22 protein-coding genes and 1 pseudogene are annotated in these 26,106 nt (G+C 63.7%); 16 read left to right on the plus strand and 7 right to left on the minus strand.

The window, feature by feature from the left end:
• Positions 1 to 12: 12 nt before the first annotated feature.
• Complete coding sequence (locus BN973_RS14395) at positions 13 to 2,676, minus strand: helix-turn-helix transcriptional regulator (protein ID WP_036472426.1); 2,664 nt, start codon at positions 2,674 to 2,676, stop codon at positions 13 to 15.
• 167 nt (positions 2,677 to 2,843) lie between these two features.
• Here BN973_RS14395 and BN973_RS14400 point away from each other — a divergent pair, with 167 nt between their 5' ends.
• Positions 2,844 to 3,752: an alpha/beta hydrolase gene (locus BN973_RS14400; RefSeq protein ID WP_051641257.1), complete on the plus strand. Its 909-nt coding sequence runs from the start codon at positions 2,844 to 2,846 to the stop codon at positions 3,750 to 3,752.
• A gap of 13 nt (positions 3,753 to 3,765) precedes the next feature.
• On the opposite strand, the gene BN973_RS14405 is transcribed toward BN973_RS14400, so the two are convergent.
• Positions 3,766 to 4,644, minus strand: a complete 879-nt coding sequence (locus BN973_RS14405) for an NAD(P)H-dependent flavin oxidoreductase (protein ID WP_232232084.1) — start codon at positions 4,642 to 4,644, stop codon at positions 3,766 to 3,768.
• Between the two features lie 172 nt (positions 4,645 to 4,816).
• On the opposite strand from BN973_RS14405, the gene fabG reads away from it, so the two are divergent.
• On the plus strand, positions 4,817 to 5,578 hold the full coding sequence (gene fabG / locus BN973_RS14410) for a 3-oxoacyl-ACP reductase FabG (protein ID WP_036468937.1): 762 nt from the start codon (positions 4,817 to 4,819) through the stop codon (positions 5,576 to 5,578).
• A 41-nt stretch (positions 5,579 to 5,619) separates the two neighbouring features.
• Entirely contained in the window at positions 5,620 to 6,795 is a 1,176-nt protein-coding gene (locus BN973_RS14415; RefSeq protein WP_036468938.1) for a thiolase family protein, read from the plus strand.
• A gap of 13 nt (positions 6,796 to 6,808) precedes the next feature.
• Here BN973_RS14415 and BN973_RS29930 read toward each other — a convergent pair whose 3' ends face one another.
• Positions 6,809 to 8,131 carry a TetR/AcrR family transcriptional regulator gene (locus BN973_RS29930; protein WP_139830346.1) on the minus strand — a complete coding sequence of 441 codons (1,323 nt, stop codon included), beginning with the start codon at positions 8,129 to 8,131 and terminating at the stop codon, positions 6,809 to 6,811.
• A 381-nt stretch (positions 8,132 to 8,512) separates the two neighbouring features.
• On the opposite strand from BN973_RS29930, the gene BN973_RS14425 reads away from it, so the two are divergent.
• Genes BN973_RS14425 through BN973_RS14455 form a run of 7 tightly spaced genes read left to right on the plus strand, consistent with a single transcriptional unit; the run spans position 8,513 to position 15,871 of the window.
• Positions 8,513 to 9,658 (plus strand): FAS1-like dehydratase domain-containing protein, encoded by a 1,146-nt coding sequence (locus tag BN973_RS14425; RefSeq protein WP_036468939.1) that lies wholly within the window; start codon positions 8,513 to 8,515, stop codon positions 9,656 to 9,658.
• Positions 9,658 to 11,259, plus strand: a complete 1,602-nt coding sequence (locus BN973_RS14430) for a class I adenylate-forming enzyme family protein (RefSeq protein ID WP_036472430.1) — start codon at positions 9,658 to 9,660, stop codon at positions 11,257 to 11,259. Before BN973_RS14425 ends, BN973_RS14430 begins: the two co-directional genes overlap by 1 nt.
• Positions 11,260 to 11,265: 6 nt before the next feature.
• Positions 11,266 to 12,207, plus strand: coding sequence for an SDR family NAD(P)-dependent oxidoreductase (locus BN973_RS14435; RefSeq protein WP_084163402.1), 942 nt, complete (start codon positions 11,266 to 11,268; stop codon positions 12,205 to 12,207).
• A 43-nt stretch (positions 12,208 to 12,250) separates the two neighbouring features.
• Complete coding sequence (locus tag BN973_RS14440) at positions 12,251 to 13,084, plus strand: MaoC/PaaZ C-terminal domain-containing protein (RefSeq protein ID WP_036468940.1); 834 nt, start codon at positions 12,251 to 12,253, stop codon at positions 13,082 to 13,084.
• A 32-nt stretch (positions 13,085 to 13,116) separates the two neighbouring features.
• Positions 13,117 to 13,521 (plus strand): Zn-ribbon domain-containing OB-fold protein, encoded by a 405-nt coding sequence (locus tag BN973_RS14445; protein WP_036468941.1) that lies wholly within the window; start codon positions 13,117 to 13,119, stop codon positions 13,519 to 13,521.
• Positions 13,521 to 14,723 (plus strand): thiolase family protein, encoded by a 1,203-nt coding sequence (locus BN973_RS14450; protein WP_036468942.1) that lies wholly within the window; start codon positions 13,521 to 13,523, stop codon positions 14,721 to 14,723. The genes BN973_RS14445 and BN973_RS14450 overlap by 1 nt, the downstream gene beginning before the upstream one ends.
• Before the next feature lie 2 nt (positions 14,724 to 14,725).
• A complete protein-coding gene (locus BN973_RS14455) occupies positions 14,726 to 15,871 on the plus strand; it encodes an acyl-CoA dehydrogenase family protein (protein ID WP_036468943.1) in 1,146 nt (381 codons plus the stop codon).
• On the opposite strand, the pseudogene BN973_RS14460 reads toward BN973_RS14455, so the two are convergent.
• Positions 15,849 to 17,127: pseudogene (locus BN973_RS14460) on the minus strand (bifunctional 3,4-dihydroxy-2-butanone-4-phosphate synthase/GTP cyclohydrolase II). The gene BN973_RS14455 and the pseudogene BN973_RS14460 sit on opposite strands and share 23 nt — an antisense overlap.
• Positions 17,128 to 17,146: 19 nt before the next feature.
• Positions 17,147 to 18,736, minus strand: a complete 1,590-nt coding sequence (locus BN973_RS14465) for a class I adenylate-forming enzyme family protein (protein WP_084163403.1) — start codon at positions 18,734 to 18,736, stop codon at positions 17,147 to 17,149.
• A 209-nt stretch (positions 18,737 to 18,945) separates the two neighbouring features.
• On the opposite strand from BN973_RS14465, the gene BN973_RS29935 reads away from it, so the two are divergent.
• From BN973_RS29935 to BN973_RS14485, 4 genes are all read left to right on the plus strand, one after another.
• A complete protein-coding gene (locus BN973_RS29935; RefSeq protein WP_051641261.1) occupies positions 18,946 to 20,061 on the plus strand; it encodes an LLM class flavin-dependent oxidoreductase in 1,116 nt (371 codons plus the stop codon).
• A gap of 138 nt (positions 20,062 to 20,199) precedes the next feature.
• Positions 20,200 to 20,847, plus strand: coding sequence for a hypothetical protein (locus BN973_RS14475; protein WP_139830028.1), 648 nt, complete (start codon positions 20,200 to 20,202; stop codon positions 20,845 to 20,847).
• Positions 20,844 to 21,446 carry a hypothetical protein gene (locus tag BN973_RS14480; RefSeq protein ID WP_232232085.1) on the plus strand — a complete coding sequence of 201 codons (603 nt, stop codon included), beginning with the start codon at positions 20,844 to 20,846 and terminating at the stop codon, positions 21,444 to 21,446. The genes BN973_RS14475 and BN973_RS14480 overlap by 4 nt, the downstream gene beginning before the upstream one ends.
• An 85-nt stretch (positions 21,447 to 21,531) precedes the next feature.
• On the plus strand, positions 21,532 to 22,215 hold the full coding sequence (locus BN973_RS14485) for a CAP domain-containing protein (protein WP_139830029.1): 684 nt from the start codon (positions 21,532 to 21,534) through the stop codon (positions 22,213 to 22,215).
• 59 nt (positions 22,216 to 22,274) lie between these two features.
• On the opposite strand, the gene BN973_RS32005 is transcribed toward BN973_RS14485, so the two are convergent.
• Positions 22,275 to 23,444, minus strand: coding sequence for a PPE family protein (locus BN973_RS32005; RefSeq protein WP_051641263.1), 1,170 nt, complete (start codon positions 23,442 to 23,444; stop codon positions 22,275 to 22,277).
• Between the two features lie 662 nt (positions 23,445 to 24,106).
• Between BN973_RS32005 and BN973_RS14495 the strand changes: the two genes are divergently transcribed.
• A complete protein-coding gene (locus BN973_RS14495) occupies positions 24,107 to 24,691 on the plus strand; it encodes a hypothetical protein (protein ID WP_139830030.1) in 585 nt (194 codons plus the stop codon).
• 248 nt (positions 24,692 to 24,939) lie between these two features.
• Positions 24,940 to 25,668, plus strand: coding sequence for a DUF2510 domain-containing protein (locus tag BN973_RS14500; protein WP_036468945.1), 729 nt, complete (start codon positions 24,940 to 24,942; stop codon positions 25,666 to 25,668).
• Positions 25,669 to 25,675: 7 nt separating this feature from the next.
• Here BN973_RS14500 and BN973_RS29940 read toward each other — a convergent pair whose 3' ends face one another.
• Positions 25,676 to 26,053 (minus strand): DUF4189 domain-containing protein, encoded by a 378-nt coding sequence (locus BN973_RS29940; RefSeq protein ID WP_051641264.1) that lies wholly within the window; start codon positions 26,051 to 26,053, stop codon positions 25,676 to 25,678.
• Between the last annotated feature and the right edge of the window lie 53 nt (positions 26,054 to 26,106).

Here is a 26,106-nt window from a genome sequence, read left to right on the forward strand (position 1 = left end):
TGACCCCATAAGTCACAAGGCATACCGGTCCAGCGCCTCGGCGAGTTCGGCGCGCCCTCCGATGCAGAGTTTTTCGTAGGCTCGCTGCAGTTGTCCCTCGACCGTGCGCCTGGACAAGAAAAGCTTCTCGGCGATGCGCTTGTTCGACATGCCACTTGCGGCCAGGGTCGCCGCCTCCGCCTCGGCCCCGGTCAACGCCACACGCAACTGCGCGGTACGCAGCGCCGGTGTCGTTGCCTTCGGGCAGTGTTCGCGAAACCGGGCTGCCAACCGCCGCAGTACCGCCACCTGTTGGGTTGAGGCGTTCTTCTTGCGGGCCAATACGAGCGCTTCGGTGGCGGCTTCGGCGGCCAGCAGATGCGCACCCATCTCGGTGAACGACTGGGCGACAGCCTGTAGTGCTCGCCAGTCTTTGGTTTCCAATGCCCCGATGTTGGCCAGTCTGGCTTGGGCCAGTTGGCCTTGCATCTGTTCGGTAACGGCGGCGGCGCGGGGGTAGAGTCGCTCGCCGTGTCCCAGCCGGGCCAAGGTGTGTAGACAGTCGAGGGCACCGACTCGGTCACCGATGCGCTCACCGAGGTCGGCTCCCTGTGCGAGATGTTGTCGCGCAGCCGACAATTCGCCGTTCGCGATACACGTCCAGGCTCGCGCGCGCAAGATCTCGACGGCGTAATAGCTTCGGGGCAGGCGCAGCCCGTCCAGCTCGGCGAGGGCCTCGACGGCCGCCGGCCCGTCGCCGCCGATCGCGAGCGCCAGTACGAGTTCCACCAGGCTCTGTTCGCGCAGCGCCGGTCGGCCGAGATCGCGGAATAACAGGGCCGCCTCCCGGGCGTAGCGAAGCGCTGCTTCCACATCTCCTTGTTCGCCAATGGGTTTGGCCAGTTGCCAGGCGAAATAGGCTTGCGCCTCGATAGAGCCTCGGGCGACCGCTTCGCTGTAGTGTTGGTGCGCCGTGGCGAGGGCGCCCTCGAACTGACCGGCGTACAGTCGCGCTTCGCCACGAAAGAAGGTGTGCAGCCATGGGTAGTTGTCCACTGGTGCCGCCAGCGTCTCCTGTGCCGCATAACCCACGTCGGTGGCATCCATGGCATCGTCAAGCCGCCCGAGGCGCCCGCACCCCGCCGACATGACCAAGCACGCCCACACCAGCGCAGGGCCCTGCGATGTCTTCGTCAACGGCGCCGCGACTCGTACCGCAGCTTCTGGTCCGGTCGCTGCCAGAATCAACCCGGTCCGGCGGGCCGTGATCTGATCGCGGAACTGTCGCTCACCCGTGACGGCCTCGGCGGACTCGGCGATCTGGATGCCGTAGTCGATTCGTCCGCTGAACATCGCACACTCAAGCCGTGCCAATGCAATTCGCGTGCGGTGGTCGTCGGTTGTTGCAGTTCGTGCCAGCTCTGCCAGGGCCTTGTCGGCGTCACCCGCTCGACCCTGAAGGTAGGCGAGTTGGTGGCAGAGCAGTTGTGCCTCAAATCCCGCACCGTCCTCGGCGGCAGCGCGGGCCAGCCGCGCCGCTATCCCGAAGTCGTAGGTCCATCGTGCGTGAAACGCGGCGCGTAGCATCAGCTCTGGCCGCTGTAGACCGCCTTCCAGACACCATCTGGCGGTACGGATGAGACTGTCGGGTCGCACGTCGCCGATGCTGTCGGTGATGTCAGCCAGCGTCCTGGCCAGGCGACTGCGACGCACGGCACTGAGTTGGTGCAGCAGCGCATCGGTGTAGACGGGATGGGCCACGCCGATCATCGGGCCGCGACCCTCCTGGCGGCTTACCACAAGTCCGCGTGTCTCAAGGCTTTCCGCCAGCTCGGCGCCCCGGGACGTAAAGGCTTCCAGGTGCTTCAACTCGAGGGGCTCGCCGTAGGCGAGGACGTCGAGGACGCTGCGCTCATCTGGAGTCAATTCCTCGAAGCGCGCATTGACCAACTCGATCAACCCAGCCGACAACGGCGCGCGGCCCTTGAGACACCAAACGTTCTCGTCGAACACCAGGGTCCTCGACCGCAGCGCGCCCCGAACGAGCTCACGCAGGTAGAGAATATTGCCACCGCTGCGGGTCGCGAATTGCTGAACGGCCGAACTCTCGATCACACCACCGAGCACAGCGCGCAGCACGGCCTCGACTTCGTCCGCATCGAGCACGCTGACGTCGACCCGGCTGGCGTAGCCATCTTTGTACAGGGAGAGGATCGGGTCCGGGACCGGATCGCCGGAGCGCATGGTCGCCAGTAGCAAACACGCGCTGGCCGTGACGGCGTGGTGGATCAGCGTCGCCGAGACGGCGTCGAGCAGTTGGATGTCGTCGATCAAAACCACTTTGGGTAGTTCGGAGTCGGTGGCCTTCAAACGCCGAACCGCGCGGCGCATCCATTCTGCTCGTGCCGACGGCGGCATCGGCAACGGTTCGTCGTCGTCGAAGAGCGGGCCGGCCAGGGCGCCGAATGGAATCTCCCCGGCGGCGCGGGTGGCAGTGATGTGGACCGTGGGGAGTCCCTGCTGACGAGCGCAGGCCAGTAGTTCAACGGCAAGGCGCGTCTTGCCGACCCCGGCCGGGCCGGCCAGTAGAACGGGCCTGCGCTCGTCGAACAGCAGCGTTCTCAACTGCTCAAGGACTGGGCCGCGTCCCACGAATGGCCACTGCTGATCAGGATCCCACCGGACGTAACCGCTCAACTGCACCTCACTTCAGTTACCGACTGGTGCGCATCGGACATAATTATAGTGAGCACCATCACAAAAAACTCGCAATCGACGGACCGTAGAAATTACGCATGCCTTACCGGGACGGTGTTGCCAACCTGATGAGGTCAAAGAATCGGGGACAAGGGAGCGGGCGCACGGTGACAGACGAAAAATTGCAGGCACTCGCGTTGTGGCAAGAGATGGCTGCGGCAATGGCACCAACCGATCCGGCGCTACCAGCAACCCCCGATCAGTTGCGGTGCGCCTACAACGAGTGGGCGCATAAGCACTTCCCGCCACCGGCCGACCTGGTGCTCGAGGCGCCGGATGATGCGGCCGGAGTCTCCGGGTTGTGGGCGAAGATCGACGGCAAGCAGTGCACACGCACCGTTCTCTACTTCCACGGAGGCGGGTACATGATCGGGTCCGCAACGGGTTACGCGAGCACCGGAGCGGATTTGGCTCTGGCGGCAGACGCCGACGTTTTGCTGGTCGATTACCGCCTCGCACCGGAGAATCCGTTCCCTGCCGCGGTCGACGACGCGCTGGCGGCGTATCAATGGCTGACGTCACGCCAGGATCCGTCCACGATTGTGGTCGCCGGTGATTCGGCAGGCGGCGGCCTGGTGGCCTCGTTGCTGATCAATCTGCGGGACCGCGGCGAAACCCTCCCCGCGGCGGGGGTGTGTATCTCCGCATGGTTCGATCTGACGCTTTCGGCGCAGTCCATCGCCGAAAAGGCTTCCGTGGATCCCATCATGTCCTCGGAGATGTTGCAGGGCATGGCAGCGGCATACCTGCAAGGGGCACAGCCCGATTCGCCGCTGGCCTCGCCATTGCACGCCGATCTGGCGGGCCTGCCGCCGTTGCTCGTGATGACCGGGACGTGGGACTCGCTTACCGATGACTCCACCCGGTTCGCCGCAAAGGCCGCGCAGGCCGGCGTCGAGGTCACGTTGGAGGTGTTCGACGAGATGTACCACTGCTGGCACATCATGACGCCGGTGCTGGCCCAAAGCCGTTCCGCGATAGAGAAAATCGGCCAATTCTGCAGAAAACACGCGTGAGTGAGTCCAATCATCACCGTAGGTTGAGTGCGGCACGGTATTCGCGTTCCAGCTCTGAGACCAACTCCGCGACGGATCGCACAGCATGCACCGCGCTGACCGAATGGCCCGCGCTGTGCAGATCCGCCCACCTGCGGGGCTGAGCACCCGGCCCCCCGTACAGTTCCTTGGCTTCCGCGGGTGATACCAGGTTGTCGAGTTGGGTGGGGTCCAGGCCGGCGGCCACGATCGAGGGAGTCAGCATATTGGTCGGCAGGCCGGTGAACGCGCGGGTCAGTACGACGTCGTCGAGCGAACAGTCCACGAGCATCTGCTTGTAGGCGGGCGAGGCCATCGATTCGTTGGTGGCGATGAACGGCGTGCCGATGTAACCCAGGTCGCATCCGAGGACAACCGCCGCACGCAATGCGTAGCCGTCGCACACTCCGCCGGCCAAAACCATAGGGCCATCGAAGAACTCGCGGATGGCGCGAGGAAAGGCCAACGCATTGGCGTGCCCGGTCTGCCCGCCCGCTCCTGCCGACAACAGCACCAGTCCATCCGCACCCGCGGCCACCGCGCGGTGCGCATGTTCGACGGTCGCGACGTCGGCAAGCACCACGGTCCCGGCGGCATGAAGTTCGGCAATGACGGGCGCGGGAGACCCGACGCTGGTGATAACGATCGGGGCGCGGTGGCGGACCAACACTTCGATGTCGCCCTGCAATCTCGGCGAGCGCATGATCAAGTTGGCCGCCCACGGTGCGCTAGGGCCAGACTCGGTGCGCCTTTCCACGGCAGACAGCCACTCATCAAGATGCGCAACGGATTTGGCATTGGCCGTCGGGAACGCGCCGATCAACCCCGCGTTGCACGCCGCGGCCACCAGCTCGGGGCCAGAAACGGTGAGCATCGGCGCTACGATCGCGGGAATTCTGAGCCGCGAAGCGATGGCGGCTGGCAGCCGTCGCATAAGGACAACTCCTTCCGGGGCGCGGCCGATTTGGTATATTTGGGTCACTGCTAACTATAATAACACCCAGTTTACTCAGGCCGATCCCGTCCGAAGTGGAGGCGACACCCAGATGGTCCAGACCGCCAACAGAGTGGCCGTTGTCTCAGGGGGTGGTCGCGGTATCGGTGCGGCCATCGCCAAAAGACTTGCTGCCGACGGGATTTCCGTAGGCGTGCTGGACCTGGAGTTACACCACGCAACCGATGTCGTGGCCGACATCACTGCCGCCGGTGGCACCGCCGTGGCACTGGAGGCGGACGTGGCCGACGAGGCGGCCGTGGATGCCGCGGTCACCCGGGTGATCGAGTCGATCGGCCCGCCGACGGTGCTGGTCAACAATGCCGGCATCACCCGAGATGCCCTTTTGCACAAGATGCTTGCCAGCGAGTGGGACGAGGTGATCCGAGTGCACTTGCGGGGGGCCTTCCTCCTGACGAAGGCCGTGCGAGAGCATATGGTCAACGCCCGGTGGGGTCGAATCGTCAACATCTCGAGCGCGTCGGCGCTGGGCAACAACGGCCAGTCGAACTATTCGTCTGCGAAGGCGGGTCTGCAAGGTTTCACCAAGACGCTCGCGGTCGAACTGGGAAGGTTCGGAGTTACCGCCAACTCGGTGGCGCCCGGATTCATCGCCACCCGCATGACCGAGGCGACCGCGCACAAGTTGGGGTTGTCTTTTGACGAATTCAAAGCCAAAGCGGCCGAGACGATCCCGGTGCGGCGCGTCGGCATCCCAGACGACGTGGCGCATACGGTGTCTTTCCTTGCCAGTGAAGGAGCCGGATTTGTCTCGGGACAAGTGATTTACGTCGCGGGCGGACCGCGGGGCTAGCGGGAGATGCCACCACGTCGGGACATGCCACGAGGATTGACATGAACGATATCGTCATTGTCGATGCGGTCCGCTCGCCATTCGGCAAGCGGGGCGGAGCGCTGGCAACCGTTCATTCGGTCGATCTACTCGGCCAGGTGATCACGGGTCTGCTCCATCGCAATGGGCTCCGCGGCGATGAGGTCGACCAGGTTGTCGGCGGCTGCGTAAGCCAGGCAGGGATGCAGACTTCTAATGTCACGCGCTGGGCATGGCTGACCGCCGGTCTGCCCCAGCAGGTGGGCGCGTTCACTCTGGACGCCCAGTGTGGGTCTTCTCAGCACTCGGTCATGTTGGGGCAGGCGTTGATCGCTTCGGGTCAGGCACGCATCGTCGTGTGCTGCGGAGTCGAGTCGATGACCGGAGTGCCGATGGGCTCACCAGTGCCCGCTGACGGCTCGCTGGGCCGCCCCGTCACCGACGCATACACGGACAGGTATGAATACACGACCCAATTCGACAGTGCGGATCGCATTGCCGCAAAGTGGGGCCTGTCCCGAGGCGAGTGCGACGCATTCGCCGCGCGGTCGCAAGCGCGTGCGGCCCAGGCACTGAGGAACGACGTTTTCGATTCTCAGATCGTCGGCATCGAAATCCGCGACGCCAATCCGGCCGTGGCCGGGGGCGCGGCGACGCGAACGGAGGTTCGCGACGAATGTCCCAGGCCTACGACCCTGGACGGGTTGGCGGGCTTGAAGCCGGTCAATCCGGGGGGAATTCATACCGCGGGTTCGTCCTCGCAGGTCTCTGACGGTGCGTCGGCCGTGCTGCTGATGGATAGGCGGACCGCGGCGGATTTCGGCTTCCAGCCGCTGGCCACAATCGTCGACGCATGCTTGATCGGCAGCGATCCGGTGCTCAAATTGACGGGTCCGATCGATGCGACCGCACAACTCCTTCGTCGCGATCATCTTCGCGTCAACGATTTCAGCGTCGTCGAGATCAACGAGGCCTTTGCGTCGGTCGTTCTGGCCTGGCTTCGTGAATTCAGCCCCGACGAAAATCGAGTCAATCCGCATGGGGGCGCAATCGCATTGGGGCATCCACTGGGTGCCACCGGCTGCGGCCTCATCGCCAAGGCGGTACACGAACTCGTGCGCTCTGATGGCATATACGGTCTCGTCACGATGTGCTGCGGTGGCGGGCTGGCCACGGCTACCGTGCTACGCCGGGGTTAGGCGAGCGCTACGGCTATGAATTAACGGCGCGAGCCTTCCGAGGAGCCCCGCCGCCTGCGGGCCGCCGGATGCCCGTGACGATCATGTGCGTCAATTGGCGGGCGACTTCTGGCGTGTCGATCGGAATATTGGTCATTTGGTGGCGGATGACGATGCCCAGTTGGACACCGAACAGCGCGCGCCACATCACCTCGGTGTTCACCTTTTCTGAGTCCCAGGACGCCACCGGCGTCGAGAGCAGCGGTTGGCTCAACGCGGGTTCGACGATCTGGCGGTAGAACCGCTTTCCGCGTTCCATTTGTGAAAACACCGCGATCACGAACAGGGGAGCGAGGTCGCTCAGGATGGCTATCCCTTTTTCATTGATTGCCAGCAGGGTGTCCACCGCCGCGTCGCCGTGATCAACGCACCGACGGATCTCATCGGCCCACGACCTCACCAGCTCTGCGGCGGGGTCCTCGATGGCGGTCTGGTAGAGCTCCTCCTTGCTGTCGAACAGCCGGAACATGAACGCCTCGGTGATGCCGGCCCGGTCGGCGATCTCCTTGGTGCGTGCCATCGCGAGGCCACTCTCGACGAAGACTTCTTGCGCGGCGGTGGAGATTTGGGCCTTACGCTCGGCCGCTGACAGTCTGGTGCCCGGGTCGGGCCCGGCCGCTTCGGTCGCCGAGGCCACGGAGCGCACTCGCGACGGACGTTTCCGCGGTTGCAGACGCTGTTTGTGCTTGGTCGGGATGCCCTCACCGAACATGACCGCGAGCGTGCGAGCGACCACTTCGGCCGGCACGGGCTGCTTGGCGAAGATCGAGTCGAGCGCCAACCCGAAATGCAACCCGAATACGCCCTCGACGAGCACATCGAGTTCCAGCGAATCGACGTCGAAGCCGGTGACGTCGGTGATCACAGAGCTGATGGCCTGCGTGAATTTGGGCAACACGACATCGGAGAAGTAACCGCGGCCGGCTTCCGGCACGGAGAACAAGGCGGCCGCCAGCAACGGTGCTATCTCCGTCATGCTTGCGTAGAGCACCGCGTGGAAACGTTCGAACAGGGCCGAGCGCGGCTGGCCGGCCTGTGTCGTCTCGGTGACTGCGGTGGTCAATCGGTCGACCAGATCATCGAGCGGATCGGTCACGGCAGCCTGATAGATCTCGTTCTTGTTGGCAAATCGGACGTACACGAGATTCTCGGTGATCCCTGCCCGTTCGGCGATATCCCGCACCCGGGTGCCGGCAAAACCATATTCGAGGAACACCGATCTTGCTGCCGCGATGATCTGCGCACGACGGTGTTCCGGGGCCATGCGGCGGCGCTTTCGGGGGGTACTAGCCGCCACTGCAATCTCCTATCCCCTCGGTGTCTTCTCGAGGAGGTCGGTCCGACCTAGCCGTCGATGTGTCTGACGATGATATGCCGACTCCGCGCCGGCAACATGCGGGCACGCTGATCTCCGTTGCGGCGACCAGATTTGCGCCGCGTGTTCTGGTGTCAAACCGTCACATTCGTTGTTGCGTACCGAGTATGGCGGCGATGTCGCGCCGGGCCGGCCGTGCGGCGGTGCACAGATTCGTCTTTGGCGGCCCTGGTCGACTCGTCGGGTGTGGAGCAGCCCACATTTCTTGCGCTTGGATTCCGTCATATGGTACCAACTATTATAGCTAGTACTAAACAAATATCGAAGCGGTTGTTTTGCCCTATACGAGGAGGACCCGTCCCGGTGAGTCACGACACAGACGTTGCAGTCGAGGGCCAGCGGTTCTCGTTGATCACCGAACACGCCTTGGATGCCCTCAGGGCGATGATCGGCGTGAAGATCACCGATAGCGTGGAACCTTGGTGCTACGAGGTGACGCGCGACAACATTCGTCACTACGCACACGGCATCGGTGATGACAACCCGTTGTGGTGCGAGCCGGACTACGCCGAAAAGTCCCCGCACCAAACGCTTTTGGCGCCGCCGTCATTTTTGTTTGCGCTCAGTCGTGTCTACTCGGGCTACGTTGGTGGCTTGCCGGGAGTGCACGCGATGTGGTCGGGCGCTGCGACGAAATGGCACCGCCCGCTACGCCGTGGCGATGAGGTCCAGACGGAGGCCTACCTCAAAGATCTGGTGGAGCACCAGACGGAATTCGCTGGGCGCGCCATTCAGCAGACCTACCACGTCGACTTCCATGTAGCCGGAGAGCTGGTCGCGGAAGCGGACTCCTGGTGCTTTCGCACCGAACGTGACACCGCACGCGAGCGTGGCAAGTACCAGGCCGCCCGCGAGGTCGAGCCGAGATACAGCTACGACGATCTCGCGGCGGTCGCGGAGAGATATCGAAATGAGAAACGACGTGGTGCCACCCCGCTATACGTCGACGAGGTGAGTGTGGGCGACACCCTGCCGGTGATGACAAAGGGGCCGATGACGGTGACGGGGTTCATCGCCTTCGCCCAGGGGTGGGGCGGACTGTACATCAGAGCGAACCGGCTGGCGCACAATCAATTACAGCGGCATCCGAACCTGGGAATTCCCGACCGGTTCGGCATCCCCGATGTGCCCGAACGGGTGCACTGGGATGATGAGCTTGCCCGGCGTGTCGGGACTCCACGCGCCTATGACTATGGGCCGGAACGCGTGTCGTGGCTGACCCACCACATCACCGACTGGATGGGCGATGACGGTTTCCTGGTGGAACACAGCTCGCAGGTCCGCAGGCACAATCCCACCGGCGACGTCATCCAGATCAGCGGGACCGTGACCGCCGTGGATCCCGATGCTGGTCTGGTCACGGTCGAGCAAGCCGCCCGGCAGCAAGACGGTGAGCTTTCTGCCAAGGGAACCGCGTTGGTTCGCTTGCCCGTTCGTCGCTCGCAATGATGCCGGCGGTCCGGGGCGCACGTCGGTGGGGTAGCGAGGTCACCCAGACCAGCGACGGCCGGCGCTACGTCCATCGTCCTCGCTGCGTCGCCGACTTGACGATCGATCTTGCTCGCTGGGGTGACCGGGTAGTGCTCGTCGCCGGCGAGCGGCGGATCACCTTCGCCGATCACCTGGCCGATATCGATGAAGTCGCAGGCGAACTCAGACGACGCGGACTTGGCCCCGGGAAGCGAATCGTGATCTTGGCGAGCAACTCCCCGGAATGGGTGACGGCCTTGTGGGCTATCGCGAAAATCGGTGCCACCGCCGTCTTCGCCAACATGTGGTGGAGCGACACCGATCTCGCCGACACGTTGGACAGAGTTCAGCCCGCGCTGGTTGTCGTCGATGACGACTACGCGGACCGACCTGCACTGCAACGCTGGCCGCTGCTGACGATATCGACGGTGCGGGTCCTCGTCGATGCGCAACCGAGCGGACCACCAGAGCCCCCTTACCTGCCGGCCGAATCGGACCCGGCCGCGATCTTTTTCACCTCCGGTACCGAAGGCATGCCCAAAGGTGTGGTGCTGAGCCAGGGAGCCGTGGTGGCCAACATCCAGAACGTCTTGGTGCGGACGCGCCGGTTGCCAGACCAGCTCCCAGACGATCACCGGGCCACCGTCAGCCTCATGTGTCTACCGCTGTTCCACGTGGGTGGATTTCAAACGCTGATTTCCGCGCAACTGTCCGGCGGACGGGTGTTGTTCCTGGACGGCCATTTTGATGCCGAAAAAGTGCTGAGCCTAATCCAGCGCGAAAGGGCCACCTTCTTCGGCGCGGTTCCGACCATGATCGCTCGGGTCCTGGACTGCCCACGACTCGACCAGTACGACACGTCGAGTGTCGTGTCGGTCGCCATGGGAGGATCACTGGTCGTTCCTGAGCTCGCCGAAAAGATCACGCGTGGTTTGCCGTCCGCCCGTCGGAGCATCAGCAGTATCTACGGCCAAACCGAGTCTGGTGGTTCGCTCACCGCCGCCGGCGGTACCGAGCTGCTGGAAAGGCCAGGATGTGTGGGAAGGCCGCTACCCACCACCGAGATACGGATCGCGAATCCCGACGGCGACGGGGTGGGGGAGGTGCTGGCCAAGGCTCCGACTTTGATGTCTGGATTTTTGGACGAAGATCAGGCGGCCAACCCGATTGACGCCGAAGGCTGGCTGCACACGGGTGATTTAGGACGCGTGGACGCCGACGGCTATGTCTACATCGTGGGCCGCCTGCGCGACATCATCATTCGCGGTGGCGAGAACATCGCGCCCGGGCATGTCGAGGACAGGCTGTTGCAATATCCGGGCGTGCGCGACGTCGCGGTCGTTGGCCTGCCGCACCCGTCGCTGGGTGAAGAGGTGGGCGCCGCCGTGGTGTTCAGGCCGGACGTCGCAATCGATGTCCGTGACATACGCGACTTCGCCGCAGCGACCCTCGCGCACTTTGAAGTTCCGTCGCGGTGGTGGATCAGCACCGAACCCCTGCCGCTGAACAGCACTGGGAAAGTCGCAAAGCGCGAAATCGTAGATCGATGGATCGACACACACACGCTAGTCGGAAGGTAGGTCGCCATGGGGCACCTGGACGGAAAAGTAGCCATCGTCACCGGCGCGGGCCGCGGCATCGGCCGCGGTGAAGCACTCGCGCTGGCCGGGGAGGGAGCCCGGGTCGTCGTCAACGACCTGGGCGGGGCGTGGGACGGCGAGGGCGCCGACCGACGGCCGGCTTCGGCCGTCGCCGAAGAGATCGCCAGGCTCGGCGGGGCGGCCACGGCCAACTTCGACGACGTCACCGATCCGGATGGCGCCGAGCGCTTGGTGAGCCAGGCACTCGAGACCTTCGGGCGGGTCGACGTCCTGGTCAACAATGCGGGAATCCTGCGTGACGGCATGCTTTTCAGCATCGAGCCGAAAGACTGGGCCGAGGTGATCAACATGCACCTGATGGGTCACTTCCTGCCCACGCGTGCCGTGTCACGGCACTGGCGGGCCGAGAGCAAGGCCGGCAATACCAGCCACCGCGCGATCATCAACACCACCAGCGAATCCGGGTTGTTCGGCAACGCCGGGCAATCGAACTACGATGCCGCCAAGATGGGGATCGTCTCATTCACCATCGCCGCGGCCCGCGAAACAGCCAAATACGGTGTCACGGTCAACGCCATCGCCCCGCGCGCTCGCACGCGTCTGACCACGACGACATTCGAGAACTCAAACCGCGCAGCCGAATTCGCCACCGCAGAAAACCGATTCGACGCGATGGATCCCGACAACATCGCACCGTTCGTCACGTTCTTGGCGACGGATGCTGCTTCCGACATCACCGCGCAGACCTTCATCGTCTGCGGCGGCGCCGTTGCGCACGTGAAGCTTCCACAGGTCAGCGACGTCCTGTTCAAGGAAGGGAAATGGACGGTCGACGAATTGGCCGGGCGGCGCGATGAACTGTTCAAGAACCTGGGCCCCGACGTCTACGAAGGCCCGCGCGGGTATGCGCGGCTGCCCAAGCAATGAACCGGCTCACGGACATCCGCATAACACATCACGGGAGAGATCGGTGCCACTGAACCACGAAGCCGTCGGAATCACCACTGACGCAGTCGAAGTAGCGTGGACGAGCAAGGATTCCATCCTCTACGCGCTCGGCGTCGGTTGCGGCGTCGATGACCTACAGTTCACCACGGAAAATTCGAAAGGCATCGAGCTGCAGACACTGCCGTCGATGCCCGTCGTGCTGGCGCGCACACCCATCTTGACCATGATCGGCGATATCGACTGGACCAAGCTCGTGCACGCAGCACAGCGCGTATCACTGCACCGGCCGCTGCCGCCCAAGGGATCGGCCAACAACGTGGCCACCGTGACCGGCATCTACGACAAAGGCAAGGCGGCCATTGTCGTGACGGAGACGGTCGGCCGCGACGCTCAAACCGACGAGAAGCTGTGGACCTCGACAATGCAGCTCTACATTCGTGGGGCGGGCGGGTGGGGCGGCGACAAAGGGCCGTCGCTTCGAGCCGAACTGCCGCAGCGTCAACCGGATTTATCGGTCACCGAGCCCACCGGACGAGACCAGGCGTTGCTCTATCGGCTCTCCGGCGATCGGAATCCGCTGCACTCCGATCCGGCGTTCGCGCGGGCGGCGGGCTTTGATCGACCGATCCTGCACGGGCTGTGCACCTTTGGCGTGTCGACTCGTGTCATTGTCGAAGCCGTCGCCGACGGTGACGGCGCGCGTGTGCGATCGATAGGCGGTTCATTTGCCTCGCCGGTCTTCCCCGGCGATCCGCTGACCGTGGACATATGGCAGCTGGACGAGGGGCACTTGGCTTTTCGAACCCGTGTCGAGGATACCGACGTCATCACCGGTGGGTCGTGCGAACTCGGCTGACCGAAGATTCATCGGCAAGAGAAAGGACCCTGATGGCCACGGAAATACCTTTGGTCGACTATCTGGTGCTGGGCGACCAACCTCATCTGCGCGCCCACTGCTGCACGACCTGCAAGGCGCTGTATTTCGACCGTCGTAACGCCTGCGCCTCGTGCGGGGCGACGTCGTTCACCTGGCGCAGCCTGTCGACCACGGGACGCGTGCGGGCGTACACGATCGTTCATCGCGCGTCGCCGTCGGTCAAGACGCCGTACGTCTCGGCCATCGTCGACCTGAACGACGGGGGAACGGTCAAGGCCAACCTGGTCGACGTGGCCGCCGATCCGGCCGATATCGAGGCGGTTCGCGATGTCGAGCTCACAACGTGGGTCATCGACACCGACGACGACGATCAGCAAGCAGTTGCATTCGGCTTCAAGCAGATTGGGGACAACTGATGAGTTCGGGAGATGTCTGGGTCGTCGGGGCGGCGATGACCAAGATCGGCCGCTATCCCGACAAGGATGTCATCGACCTTGCGAGCGACGCCGTTCTCGGCGCTTTGCGCGACGCATCGATCGAGATGTCGCAGGTCCAATTCCTCGCGTGCGGCAACGCCTATGAGTCGAACTCCGGAGTCGCCCAACGCCTGCAGAAGCAGGTCGGTCAAATGGGCATACCGGCCTACAACGTCTTCAATGCCTGCGCCACCGGCGCCTCCGCGGTGCGTCTGGCGATCCTGGCGATCAAGGCCGAGGAGTGCGATGTCGCGCTCGCGGTCGGCGCGGAGCAGATGGGCAAGATGGGGCTGCTCGGCAACAAGGGCAAACGCGGCGACCGCAAGTCGTTCGTACCCAAGGGCCGCTACGGTGGCGTACTGCCGACCGAGGGGATCCTGGGCACTCAACTGATGCCGGGAGTGTTCGCCCAGGCCGGCATGGAGTACGCCCTGCAGCACGGGGTGACCCGCGAACAGTTCGCGATGATTGCGGTGAAGAATCACCGCAATTCGGTCCGAAACCCCTACGCGCAGTATCGCAAAGAGTTCTCCCTCGACGAGGTCCTCGGCGCCGAAGTCATCGCGTATCCCAACACACTGCCGATGTGCTGTCCGACGGGCGACGGCGCCGCTGCGGTCCTGGTGGTGTCGGATCGACGATTGGCCCAGCTCGATCCCGATGTGCGGCGCCGGGCGGTCAAGATCTCCGCTTCGGTGATCACCACCGACCCCTGGACCGACTCGGCCCAGGTGCAGCCCGATATCAACACCCTCACCCGCAACGCGGCCGCACTCGCCTACGAGGCGGCCGGACTCGGCCCCGGCGACCTGAGTCTCGTCGAACTGCACGATTGCTTTGCGACCGCCGAGTTGTTGCACTACGACAACCTCGGGCTCTGCCCGCCGGGCGGAGCGGGTGATTTCATTTCCTCCGGTGCCGCCGACGCCGACGGCCGCACCCCGGTCAATGTGTCCGGCGGGCTATTGTCGAAGGGACACCCGATCGGGGCCACCGGCGTCGCCGGCCTGTACGAGATCGCAACGCAGCTGCGCGGCGAAGCAGGTGATCGGCAGGTGGGTGGCGCCAACGTCGGCCTTGCCCACGTCATCGGGTTGGGGTCGGCCTGCGGAATTCACATCCTGGAGAAGGGCGCGGCATAACCGTGAAGCGCACGCTGTTCACGGCAGAGCACGAGGAATTTCGGGGCGTCATCCGGGCCTTCCTGCAACGCGAGGTCGTTCCGGTATTCCCCGAGTGGCTCGAGGCCAAGCTGGTCCCGCGCGAGTTCTTTCGAAGCCTGGCAAAGCTCGGGGTGCTCGGGATGAACATCCCCGTCGAATACGGCGGATCAGGCGCTGCCGGTTACCTTTACAGCGTCGTTCTGCACGAAGAGACCTCCCGGGCGCTCGTTCAGCTTGGCCCGCTGCGCTGTCACCTCGACGTGGTGATGCCGTATTTCCTCGCGTACTGCAACGACGAACAACGCCGGCGGTGGCTGCCGAAATGCGCGACCGGGGACATGCTGACCGCGATCGCGATGACCGAACCCAACACGGGGTCGGACCTGGCGGGGATCAAGACTGCCGCGGTACGCGAGGGCGATCATTACATCCTCACCGGCGCAAAGACATTCATCACCGGCGGACTGCACGCCGATGCCGTCATCGTGGTGGCCAGGACGTCGAAGACCGATGACCGTCGCGCCGGGCTGTCGTTGCTTGTCGTCGAGGATGGGATGCCAGGGTTCACCAAGGGCGCCAACCTCAACAAGCTCGGACTGCCGGTCCAGGACACCGCGGAGTTGGCGTTCGACCAGGTGCAGGTGCCGGCCGCGAATCTGCTGGGAGAGGAAGGACAGGCCTTCCGGTACCTGACACACAACCTTGCCGGAGAACGGCTTGGCGTCGCGGTCAACGCGATCTCGTCGGCGCAAGCCGCCCTCGATGTCACGGTCGACTATGTCAGGAATCGTCGTGTCTTCGGAAAGCCGTTGAGCGACTTCCAAAACACCAAATTCGAATTGGCCGCGCTGGCCACCGACGTCGCAGCCGGACAGGCGATGTTCGACGCCGCCGCGGTGGCGCATGACCAGAAGACACTCGACCCGGTCGACGCCGCCAAGGTCAAGCTGTTTTGCACCGAAGTCCAGGGACGCACGGTCGACCGTTGTCTGCAACTGTTCGGCGGGTACGGCTACATGATGGAATACCCGATCGCCCGACTCTACGCGGATGCGCGAGTCACCCGGATCTACGGAGGCACAAGCGAAGTCATGAAGACGATCATCAGCAAATCGCTGGGCCTGTAGCGCGGGCGTCCCTATCTTCGACAGGGGCCTCTGATGCCACGCCTAGGTCGACGTCGATGCGGTGGCCGAAGCGGTCCCGCTTGGTGATCAGATACTTCAGGTTGTGGACTGTCACATTAGGTTTCAAGGGAACACACTCGGTGATCTCGAGCCCGAAGCCGGCCAGCGCACTGCACTTGGCCGGGCTGTTCGTCATCAGCTGCACGCGACGGATCCCGAGTTCGCGCAGGATGTCAACGCCGACGCGGTAGTCCCGGCAATCAACCGGCAGACCCAACTCGATATTGGCGTCGACGGTGTCGCGGCCAAGGTCTTGCAAAGCGTATGCGGCGAGTTTGTGGCCGATCCCGATGCCGCGCCCCTCGTGACCACGCAAATACACCACAACACCGCGCTTTCGGTGGGCGACCTGCGCCAGCGCGTCGTCGAGCTGCTGGCCGCAGTCACAGCGTTGCGAGCCCATGACATCGCCAGTCAGGCATTCGCTGTGCAGCCGCACCAGCACGGGTTCGTCGCCATCCAACTTGCCCATGATCATGGCGACATGCTCGACCCCGTCGGGCTGGGATGTCCACGCACGACACTCGAACGTGCCGTGCCGGGTCGGGAGCAGCGCCGAATGTGTTGGCGTGATGTGCTTCTCGGCACTTCGGCGATATTCGATGAGTTGGGCGATAGACACGATGGGAAGCCCGAACTCTTGGGCGAGCCGCTGCAGATCACGCCGCCGCGCCATGGTTCTCTTGTCGGGGCTGACCACCTCGCAAAGGACCCCACCGGTGGCCCGTCCGGCAAGGCGCGTCAAGTCCACGGCGGCTTCGGTATGGCCGGGCCGCGCCAACACACCGCCTTGCCGGGCTCGCAGGGGAAAGATATGGCCGGGGCGTGTGAAAGTCTGTTGCCTCGGCGGTCGGGTCGACCAGGCAGCGTAACGTGTGGGCGCGATCACCGGCCGAGATCCCGTTTGTGACACCGGCTTTGGAGTCGACTGACACGGTGAATGCCGTGCGTTTAGGATCGGCATTGTCGGGCACCATTTGGTCAAGGCCTAGCCGGTCGCAGCGTCGGGGATCCAGCCCGATGCACAGCAGTCCCGACGTATGTTGCAGGAAGAACGCGATGTTGGCCTCGGTGGCCGCATCGGCGGCCATCACCAGGTCGCCTTCGTTTTCCCGGCTTTCGTCGTCGGTCACGATCACGATCTTGCCGCGGCGAACGGCATTGATTGCCGCTGCGGCGGTATCGGATTCCGACATGTGTTCTCCCATCTGGAGATCAGACGATGGATCGCGCCCGGTTGGCCCAGAAGGGGCTACGGAGTTCGCGTTTGAGGACCTTGCCCACCGGGCTTCGGGGTAGGGTGGCGACGAATTCGACCGTCTTCGGTGCTTTGACCGAACCCACCCGACGCTTGCAGTGATCGATCAACGCCGCCTCGTCGATCTGGGCGCCGGCGTTGAGCTCTATGCAGGCGTGCACGGATTCTCCCCATTGCTCGCTCGGGATGCCGATGACGGCGCAGTCGGCTACTTCGCTGAGTTCGAGGATCGCCTGTTCGACCTCGAACGGAAAAACGTTGAACCCGCCCGAGATAATGACGTCGCGGACCCGATCGGTGATGTAGACATAGCCGTCTTCGTCGCGGTAGCCGATGTCACCCGTGTGATGCCAGCCGTGACGTTGCACCTCGGCAGTCGCTGCGGGATCGTCCAGGTAGCGCATCATCGTGGTCGGCCCGCGCAGCACAATCTCACCCGTTTCGCCCGGGGGCAGGATGGTGCCGTCTGCCGCCATTGCCTCCAGCTGAGTGCTGATGAATGTCGGCCTGCCACAGGATAATAGATGCTTCATGTCACCCGAGGCGACCGCACGTGCGACTTCTGGCGGTGACATCCATGTCAGCGGGAATCCGGCTTCTGTCTGCCCGTAGGCCTGTCCGATCACCGGCCCCAAGGTGTGCACCGCGTCGCGTATTCGGTCGGGAGCGATCGGAGCACCTCCAACGATCACGTAGCGCAGGGAGGACAGATCCGACTGCGGCAGCGTCGGGTGGGCCAGCACGCGGTAAAGCAACGTCGGCGGCAGGAAGATAGTGGTGACCCGATCTTCTTCCACCCGACGGATGAGTTCTGCCACATCGGGTGCGGAAATACAGATCGTCGTGCCGCCGAACTGCATCTGCGCCAAGGCGATCATGCCGCCTGCGTGGGTGATCGGTGCTACAGCCAAATTGACTGGTGGATCGTCGAAGTGCCAACAGGTCGCCCAGGCAAGGGTCGACATGAGCAAGAAGTCATGAGAAGCCTGGGTGATTTTCGGTTCACCGGTGGTTCCCCCGGTGACTCCCTGGCAACCCAGTGTCCCTCCCGGGATGGGTAATTCCAACGGGTCCGCCGAATAGCCTTGTGCCCATTGCTCGACCGACGGGTGCTCGGTGTCGGCTGAATCGACGCACAATATGCGGGTCAAACTCGGCACGTGATCGGCCAGGAACGCGACTTTGTCGGCGACTGAAGAGTGAAAGAACAACGTCTGGCAGCCGCCGCGGCGCAGCACCTCGGCGGTGACCTCGATCGGAGCGCCCAGATTGACGTTGCACCACGCGCCGCCGGCCCGCAGGCCGGCGAGCATCGCGACTATGGTTCGCGAGTCGTTCGGGCTGATCAGAGAGAACGGAGTCCCCGCGGTGAACCCGTCGTCAGCCAGCGCTCGGGCTATCTTGTTGACATTGGCGAACGCGGCCGAAAAAGAGATGTCTCCACCGTCCCCGCCGAACGCGCATCGCGTGGGCCAGCAACGGGCTGCCGTTCTCAGGTGATCGGTCACATGCATTCGTGATTCCCTTGCCCGCCGGGCCACGTGCATATTCTGCGCTTGGTGCTCACCCGCAACAGTTAACGCCAGGGAGCTCGCCAGGCGAAGCGTATCGACTACGCTCTGCAACTCGGCTCAGGGCCGGGACGGATCAAGCGTGGATCCGACCACGGCTACGTAGCGTAGCCATTACGCATGACCCCCAGCCCGACTCGTGGTGTTCTTCTTATTACCAAGCAACGAAGGAGAGTCGGCAACAGATGAAGTACGGGATTTTGTGGGAGATGCAACTCGGGCCGCGGCCATGGCCGGACAGGGCTGAGTACAACCACTACTGGGATGCGATCGAACAAGCCAAGCTCGCAGAAAGTGTTGGCTTCGACTATGCCTGGCATGTCGAACACCATTTCCTGACCGAGTACTCGCACGGCTCGTCTCCGGAGGTCTGGCTTGCGGCGCTCGCTCAGCACACCGAGCGGATCCGTATCGGTCATGGAGTCGTTCTGTTGCCGCCCAAGTTCAACCCGCCTTACCACGTCGCCGAACGGATCGCCGCGCTGGACATCCTGTCCAAAGGCCGTGTCGAGTTCGGAACTGGACGCGCCGCTACCGCAAGCGAACTGGAGGCGTACGGAATCGACCCTGCCGACGCCCGCGGAATGTGGTTGGAGGCCCTGCGGGAAATCCCGAAGATGTGGCGAGACGAGCCATACCCGGGTGTCGACGGCACCTTCATGAAATTGCCGTCGCGCGAGATCTGGCCGAAGCCGGTGCAACGTCCCGGTCCGCCCATGTGGATGGCGGCGAGCAGCCCGGAAAGCTTTGAGATCGCGGGTCGCAACGGTCTGGGCGTCCTCGCGTTCATCATCGGTCACGCCGAGAAACTCGCGCCGCTGATCGAGGTTTATCGCGATGCGATCAAGCAATGCCCGAAGCCGCCGGAAGAGATCAACGATCAAGTTGCGGCTTATGTGCTGACTCACTGCGCCGAATCACGCGAGGAGGCACGCGCGGTGGGCGGACCCGCGGTCGAGTGGTACAGCGCCAACGTATTCCAGCTCTTCTCGACCGTATCGGGCAAGCCCGGCTACGAGATCTACGCGAAGATGTTGCCGGAAGACGCCGCCGACATCGAGCGGCTCGTAGCCAAGTACGGCAACATGATCGACGCCCTGATCGACCTGGGTGTGATCAGTGTCGGCACTCCTGACGAGTGCCTGAAGACCGTCAACTCTTTCGCAGCCCTCGACCTCGATCAGATCATTACCAGTCACGCGATCGGCGGGATACCTCACGACAAGGTCATGCGTTCGATCGAGCTGTTCGGCACCGAGGTCATGCCCAGGGTAACCGCGACGGATTCCGTTTCCGCGTAACGCGTTTGCCGCGTCATGACAGGCGGGCGCCCCGCCACCGCGCACGTGGTGGCGGGGGGCCGCCCCGAGCAGGAGTGATGCCGCTACAGGCGCACCGAGGCCGGCACTTCGAGCAGAGCGGGTAAGGAGGTTTAGAACGTGGGCTTATCGAGACGGGTGAAAAACCTGCAGCGCCCGCACGGCACGGAGCCACCCTCCGCGGAGATCGCCGACGACGATGACGTTCAGACGAATTCCGTCGTGGTTACGGCGCCGCCGGTCGAAGGTGGTGAAGTCCAGGATGATTCGCGACCCATGCGGCTGCTGACTCCTGCCCGGTCAGGCATCGCGATCATGGTGGTGGTCTTTCTCGCGATGGGTTCGATCGCCGGCTGGATGGCGCTGCGCGTTCAGCACGCACAACAAGCCGCCCACCAACGCGATCAGTTTCTGCAAATCGCTCGGCAGGAAGCATTGAATCTTACGACGATCGACTGGCAGCACGCTGATTCCGACGTGCAACGAATCGTGGATGCGGCGACCGGCCGGTTTCACGACGATTTCGCGGATCGATCCGGACCCTTTGTCGAAGCGGTCAAGCAGGCAAAGTCGAAATCCGTCGGAACGATCACCGCGGCAGGCGTGGAATCGGCGGCCGGCAACGAAGCGCAGGTGCTGGTCGCGGTCGGGGTCAAGACCACCACCGATGGGCAGCCCAGCGTCGAGCCACACGCCTGGCGCATGCGAATTTCTTTGCAGCGAGTTGCCGGGGATGTAAAGGTCTCGCGGGTGGAGTTCGTCGAATGACCACGCCCAAGCTAGCAATGGCGAACGACGACGAAGCCGAGGCGCTCGGTCTGCTCAGCCCCGCCGGCGACGATCACCCCGATCTGGACAACACCGCCGAGCAGCCCGGGCGTCGACGCCGCATAATTCGCGTCCTCGTGTCCTTTGTGCTACCGGTGCTCGCGATGCTCGCCGGCGTGGGGGCAGCCTGGATGAAATATGAGGATGCAACCATCCGCGCGGTCGCTGACGCTCGCCTCGCATCGGTTCAGGCCGCGAACAATGCCACCGTCGCGATGCTTTCGTATACGCCCGAAACCGCCGACGCCAAACTGACGGCTGCCGCCAATCTGCTAACCGGATCCTTCCGCAACTCGTATGAAGACCTGGTCAAGAAGGTCGTCATTCCGGGGGCCAAGCAGAAGCAGATCGCTACCACCGCGACGGTACCGGCCGCCGCGTCGGAGTGGGCGACTGAGAATTCAGCTGCCGTACTGGTTTTCGTCGATCAAACGATCACGGTCGGCACCGACGCGCCAACGAACACAACTTCGGTGGTCGAGGTATCACTCACCAAAACTGATGGCAAATGGCTCATCTCGGGATTCGATCCCAAATGATTCGCATCGGACGGGCACTGAAAGCGTTGGTGTGCAAGCAGTATGTCCGAGTCGTCGCGCTGATCCAATCAGGTTGGGAGATAACATGACCAGGCCAAGAGCGGAAACGGCGGTGCTGCCGGTAGGTTTGCTGGGCGCGCCGGTACTGCTGACTACCGCAACCATCGCGCTGGCTTCGGCAGCACACGCCGACAACAAACGGCTCAACGACGGTGTAGTCGCCAACGTGTACACCGTGCAGCAACAAGCCGGCTGCACCAACGATGTCAGGATCAGCCCACAGCTGCAGCTGGCCGCGGAGTGGCACGCCCGCGATGTGCTCAACAACCGTGCCCTCGACGGCGATATCGGTTCGGATGGGTCGTCGCCACAAGATCGTGCCAACGCGTCCGGATACAACGGACACGTGCAAGAAACCGTGGCAATCAACCCCGCGATGGCAATCAGCGGCATCGAATTGATCAACCGGTGGTACAACGACCCCGCCGACCGCGCCGTCATGGCCAATTGCGCCAACAGCCAAATCGGGGTGTGGTCAGAAAACAGCCCGGACCGTACGGTCGTGGTCGCTGTCTATGGGCAGCCACAAAATCCGCCGCGGCCCTCCCGGCCCGACTCCCGACCGCCCGCGCTGGGCGATCGCTCCGACAATGTGCCACTCGATCCCAACCCCGACTACGACGCGTCGGACGAGCTTGAATACGGCCTCGACTGGTTTGCGTGGATCCTGCGAGGCCAGTACCCGCCGCCGGCCTACCCGCCGAAGTGATTGGCAAGCGGCATCGGCCGCACCGCGGTCGACCACCGGATCCACTACGCGCTACACGGTCATCCAGCCAACGCGGCCGCCGGGGCGGCCACGGCGCTCGCCTCCAACAATTCCCCGCGGGCCGGCGTGCACACCGCGGTCCCCAACATCGCGTCGACGTTCAATTGAGGTTGGATTCCCGCGGTGCCGGCCAGGCCCGGTGTGCTGCTCGCGGCTACCGCGGGCGCACCCGTGGCCGGGGTGGAGGTGAGGGGAGTGGTGAGAGTGGTGATGATGACGTCGCCGTCTCCGATGACGTTCGCGGTGCCGGTCACGACGTCAACGGACACGGTGCTGCCCTCGCTGACAAAGACAGTGCTGCCTTGCGGGATGGTGAAGGGACCACTGGTCGCGGTGAGGAGCATGGCGGAGCTGGTGTTGGGGAGGGTTACGGAGGCGGTGCCGCTTTGCACAGTGACGATGACGGTGGAGCCGGAGACAGGGTGGATCGTCGCGGAGCCTTCAGCCCCGGTGCTGATGATGCTGGTGCCCTGGCCGAGGATGGGGTCGCTACCTGCGGTCGGGACCAGCTGATCCGCGGCGGTCGAGCCGAGTTGCTGGGAACCGGCCTGCGAGCCGAGCTGCGTTAGCGATTGGGTGCGGGCGCTGGTGGCGTTGCCGGCAGCTTGGGCCACCGCGCGGGCCTGCTCATTCGGCCCATCCGGGTTCGTGGACTGCTGTGGCTCGCTGAACGGGGCGAGCGTGCTCGCCGACTCAGCGGACCCCGCGTAGCCGTACATGGCGGCCGCGTCTTGGGCCCACATCTCGGCGTAGTGCGCCTCGGCCGCCGCGATCGCCGGGCCGTTCTGCCCGAAGAAGTTGGTGGCAATCAACACCATCAGCAACGCCCGGTTCTGCGCGATCACCGGCGGCGGCACCGTCATTGAAAATGCGGCTTCATAGGCTGCCACCGCCGCGTAGGCCTGTGTCGCGGTTTGCTCGGCGGCTTTGGCGCCGAGGTGCAGCCACCCGACGTAGGGCATCACCGCCGCCGACATGCTCGTCGAAGACGGGCCCCACCACATCGCGTCGGTCAGCCACGAGATGACCGACGAGTAGCTACCGGCGGTCGACTCCAGCTCGGCGGCCACCGCGTCCCAGCTCGCCGCCGCCGCCAGCATCGGCGCCGCGCCCGGTCCCGTATACATCCGAATGGAATTGACTTCCGGCGGAAGCAAACCAAAATCCATGGTATTACTCATTTCCCAGTCAAACGCGCCGATTCCTCAGCAGGACAGGAGGATCTAACGCCGCACGCGTAAACGCCGAGCGACCGCACGCTTAAGGTCCACGGTGCATTTGTATGAAAATGGTTCTGCTGCTGAGTTTTTCGACGGGCTCTGCGGCGAGTTCGGCTATGCGTGAATACGTGTGCGGGCCTGCGGTAAAGGATAGGGAAACGGCTGGAGCCGAACGAAATCATGAATCCAAAGCGGGAGAATAGATTTGAGCAACTTCGATTCGACGTAGAAGCTTCGACTTGACGCCAGGCAGCAACCGCGCCCGCGGTCACCGTCGACGGGCGGGTCGCACCGCAACTTCGGCGATGCGGCCGGTTGCTCCGACGTTGTCGTGAGCGCAGCGACCCAGCCCTTCTCCTTGACGGACGGGCGTGACGATTTGCTCGGCGCCAGTCGCACACTCGTAGCCGGTGCCGGATACAAAGCCATGGAGATCGTTTGGAGGGTTGTAACTTTCGTCATTTTTCATTCATTCACCCGACCGTCCGGTCCGTGTAGGGTGCCGGAATTATGAGTCAGGGCGTTTCGTGAAGCGCATCTTGTTGCCGCTGCAGTGCGCTAGTTCTGGCCCGAAGATCGTGGTCGGGATGCCGATGTACCGACACGTCTCGGTGGCGTGGTTTTACAACTGGATGTTGATGGATAAAAGCCCGTGCGTGGGGGTGGTGTCTACCGAGGGTGTGCCGCTGCCGAGCGCGATGGACGGCATCACGAACACGGCGGTGTCGGCGTTCGGTGAGTGGGATTGGCTGGTGGTGTTCGAGGACGACATCATCCCGCCCTTGGACGCGTTTCTGCGGGTCACCGGCTACGACGAGGATGTCGATATCGTCGGCTCAATGAATTTCATGCATGAGCCGCCGCACTATGTGAATGCCTACACCCTGGGCAATACGCGCGCGGAGCCGATGTACCGGAATGTGAAACCGGATGTATTGCGGGGATGGTTGGAAACGGATGACCGCAGGTTGTTCGAGGTGGATGCGGTGGCGATGGGGTTCACCGCGATCCGGCGCAGGGTGATCCAGCGGTGGGATCCGGACGTGCCGATGTGGTGTCCGTCGGCGCAGGTGCCTGGTCAGGACATCTATTTCTGTCATGAGGCGACGCGGCAGGGATTCTCGGTTTGGTTGGATACGGGGATGCGGTGTGGGCATTTGACGGAGATGACAGTCGGTCGCGGCGCGGGTTGTTGATTGTCCGCACCGTCGGTGAGCTCACCGGCAGTTCCCGCATCCGGCGAATCCGGGCGGGCTGAGGTTATCTTCGGAACCAATTTCGCTGTCGACGGAATCTTGTCTCGGCTCAGACGTTGAACTTCAGGTGCCGTTCACCCCGCCAGTACTTCCGGAACGCGCCTACACCGACCAGGTGAAGGCGGGTTCGCTTGAGAGGCCACCGTGGCGGGTAGCCCGAAAGGCAGCGGCTCGACGAAGGTGCAGGGATGCTATCTGAACATCCGCCCCCACCGCCGCCGCAATCGGCGCCGGGATGGTACCCAGACCCCGCGGGGGTCGGTCACGGGTTGCAGCGGTACTTCGACGGCAGCAATTGGACCAGCGAGTGGGCTTTCGCTGCGGAGCGGGCGGACTCCACCGACCGGCCGAAGTCGGGGCCGCCGCAGCTAGAGCGGCCGAAGAACGATCTCCGCGGAAATGCGACCGCCCTGGCCTTGGCGGCACTCACCGCGCTTGTCCTCGTCATCGTCGTGGGCAGAAGCTGGGTTTTCGACAAGACAGCAGACAACCAATCCGCACCGAGCACTGTGACCGCGACCGGACCGTCGGCACCGAATGCGCCACCTTCAGCGAGCGGCCCCAAAAAGCCCGACGGAGTGAGCTTCGCGTCTGTTCCGGGTCCGAATGGTGAAGTAATCAACGCCCGATTTGCGATCCGAGACAACTACACCGAGACGATGATCAAAGACGGTGCACGGCACGACACCATCGACATTCTCAGGTACGCAAGAGCGACCTATCCTGACGCCGCCGCGGTGAACGTTCAGGGCACGTTCCCGATGACCGACCCGTACGGCAACACCTCGACGCAAGTCGCGATCGACCTCACGTATTCGCGAGAAACATTGAACAAGATCAACTTCGATGGTGTGAGCAAGAAAAGCATCTGGGAGATTCGCGATTCGGGATCCATTCTCCCGGCCTTCGAACCCTAGCCGAGAATTACCCGGTGCAGTGGAGCTCGACGATGCGGCCGTTGGGGACCATGGCCAGGGCGGCGTTCTGGGCTGCCGCCGGCGTCAACCCCCAGTGGGCGCCCCATCGGCCGCCGCCGAGTGCTAAAGCGATGCAAGCGTTTCGGGCCCATGCCGCGACCGTACAGCCGGCGCCGTGTACCTGGCAGTTGCCCAGCGCTATGTGGGTTGCCTCCTCCATCGTGGTGCCGTTGTTCTCCCAGCCTGTCCAGCCGGTCACCGGGGAATAGGCGATGACGGTGTAGCGGTCCGGTGCTGCTGCCTGCGCAGTGGCGGGCATCGCGGCCGCGGCGGCAAAGAGGGCGACGCCCGAGGCGATCAGGGCAGGTATGCGGTAGCTGGTCATGGCCAAACCTCGTGAGTTGTTTGCGTGGACGAACTCACCATGGGCTGAGTCAC

It is taken from the genome of Mycobacterium triplex (genome assembly GCF_000689255.1).
Lineage (GTDB): Bacteria > Actinomycetota > Actinomycetes > Mycobacteriales > Mycobacteriaceae > Mycobacterium > Mycobacterium triplex.

Excerpts from the sequence above, each read along its gene's own strand:
- BN973_RS29935 (WP_051641261.1), top strand. The coding sequence starts at position 18,946 with ATGAAGTACGGGATTTTGTGGGAGATGCAACTCGGGCCGCGGCCATGG.
- BN973_RS32005 (WP_051641263.1), bottom strand. The coding sequence starts at position 23,444 with ATGGATTTTGGTTTGCTTCCGCCGGAAGTCAATTCCATTCGGATGTAT.
- BN973_RS14415 (WP_036468938.1), top strand. The coding sequence starts at position 5,620 with ATGAACGATATCGTCATTGTCGATGCGGTCCGCTCGCCATTCGGCAAG.
- BN973_RS14485 (WP_139830029.1), top strand. The coding sequence starts at position 21,532 with ATGACCAGGCCAAGAGCGGAAACGGCGGTGCTGCCGGTAGGTTTGCTG.
- BN973_RS14445 (WP_036468941.1), top strand. The coding sequence starts at position 13,117 with ATGGCCACGGAAATACCTTTGGTCGACTATCTGGTGCTGGGCGACCAA.
- BN973_RS14465 (WP_084163403.1), bottom strand. The coding sequence starts at position 18,736 with ATGCACGTGGCCCGGCGGGCAAGGGAATCACGAATGCATGTGACCGAT.
- fabG (WP_036468937.1), top strand. The coding sequence starts at position 4,817 with ATGGTCCAGACCGCCAACAGAGTGGCCGTTGTCTCAGGGGGTGGTCGC.
- BN973_RS14480 (WP_232232085.1), top strand. The coding sequence starts at position 20,844 with ATGACCACGCCCAAGCTAGCAATGGCGAACGACGACGAAGCCGAGGCG.
- BN973_RS14430 (WP_036472430.1), top strand. The coding sequence starts at position 9,658 with ATGCCGGCGGTCCGGGGCGCACGTCGGTGGGGTAGCGAGGTCACCCAG.
- BN973_RS14405 (WP_232232084.1), bottom strand. The coding sequence starts at position 4,644 with ATGCTCACCGTTTCTGGCCCCGAGCTGGTGGCCGCGGCGTGCAACGCG.
- BN973_RS14500 (WP_036468945.1), top strand. The coding sequence starts at position 24,940 with ATGCTATCTGAACATCCGCCCCCACCGCCGCCGCAATCGGCGCCGGGA.
- BN973_RS14435 (WP_084163402.1), top strand. The coding sequence starts at position 11,266 with ATGGGGCACCTGGACGGAAAAGTAGCCATCGTCACCGGCGCGGGCCGC.
- BN973_RS29940 (WP_051641264.1), bottom strand. The coding sequence starts at position 26,053 with ATGACCAGCTACCGCATACCTGCCCTGATCGCCTCGGGCGTCGCCCTC.
- BN973_RS14450 (WP_036468942.1), top strand. The coding sequence starts at position 13,521 with ATGAGTTCGGGAGATGTCTGGGTCGTCGGGGCGGCGATGACCAAGATC.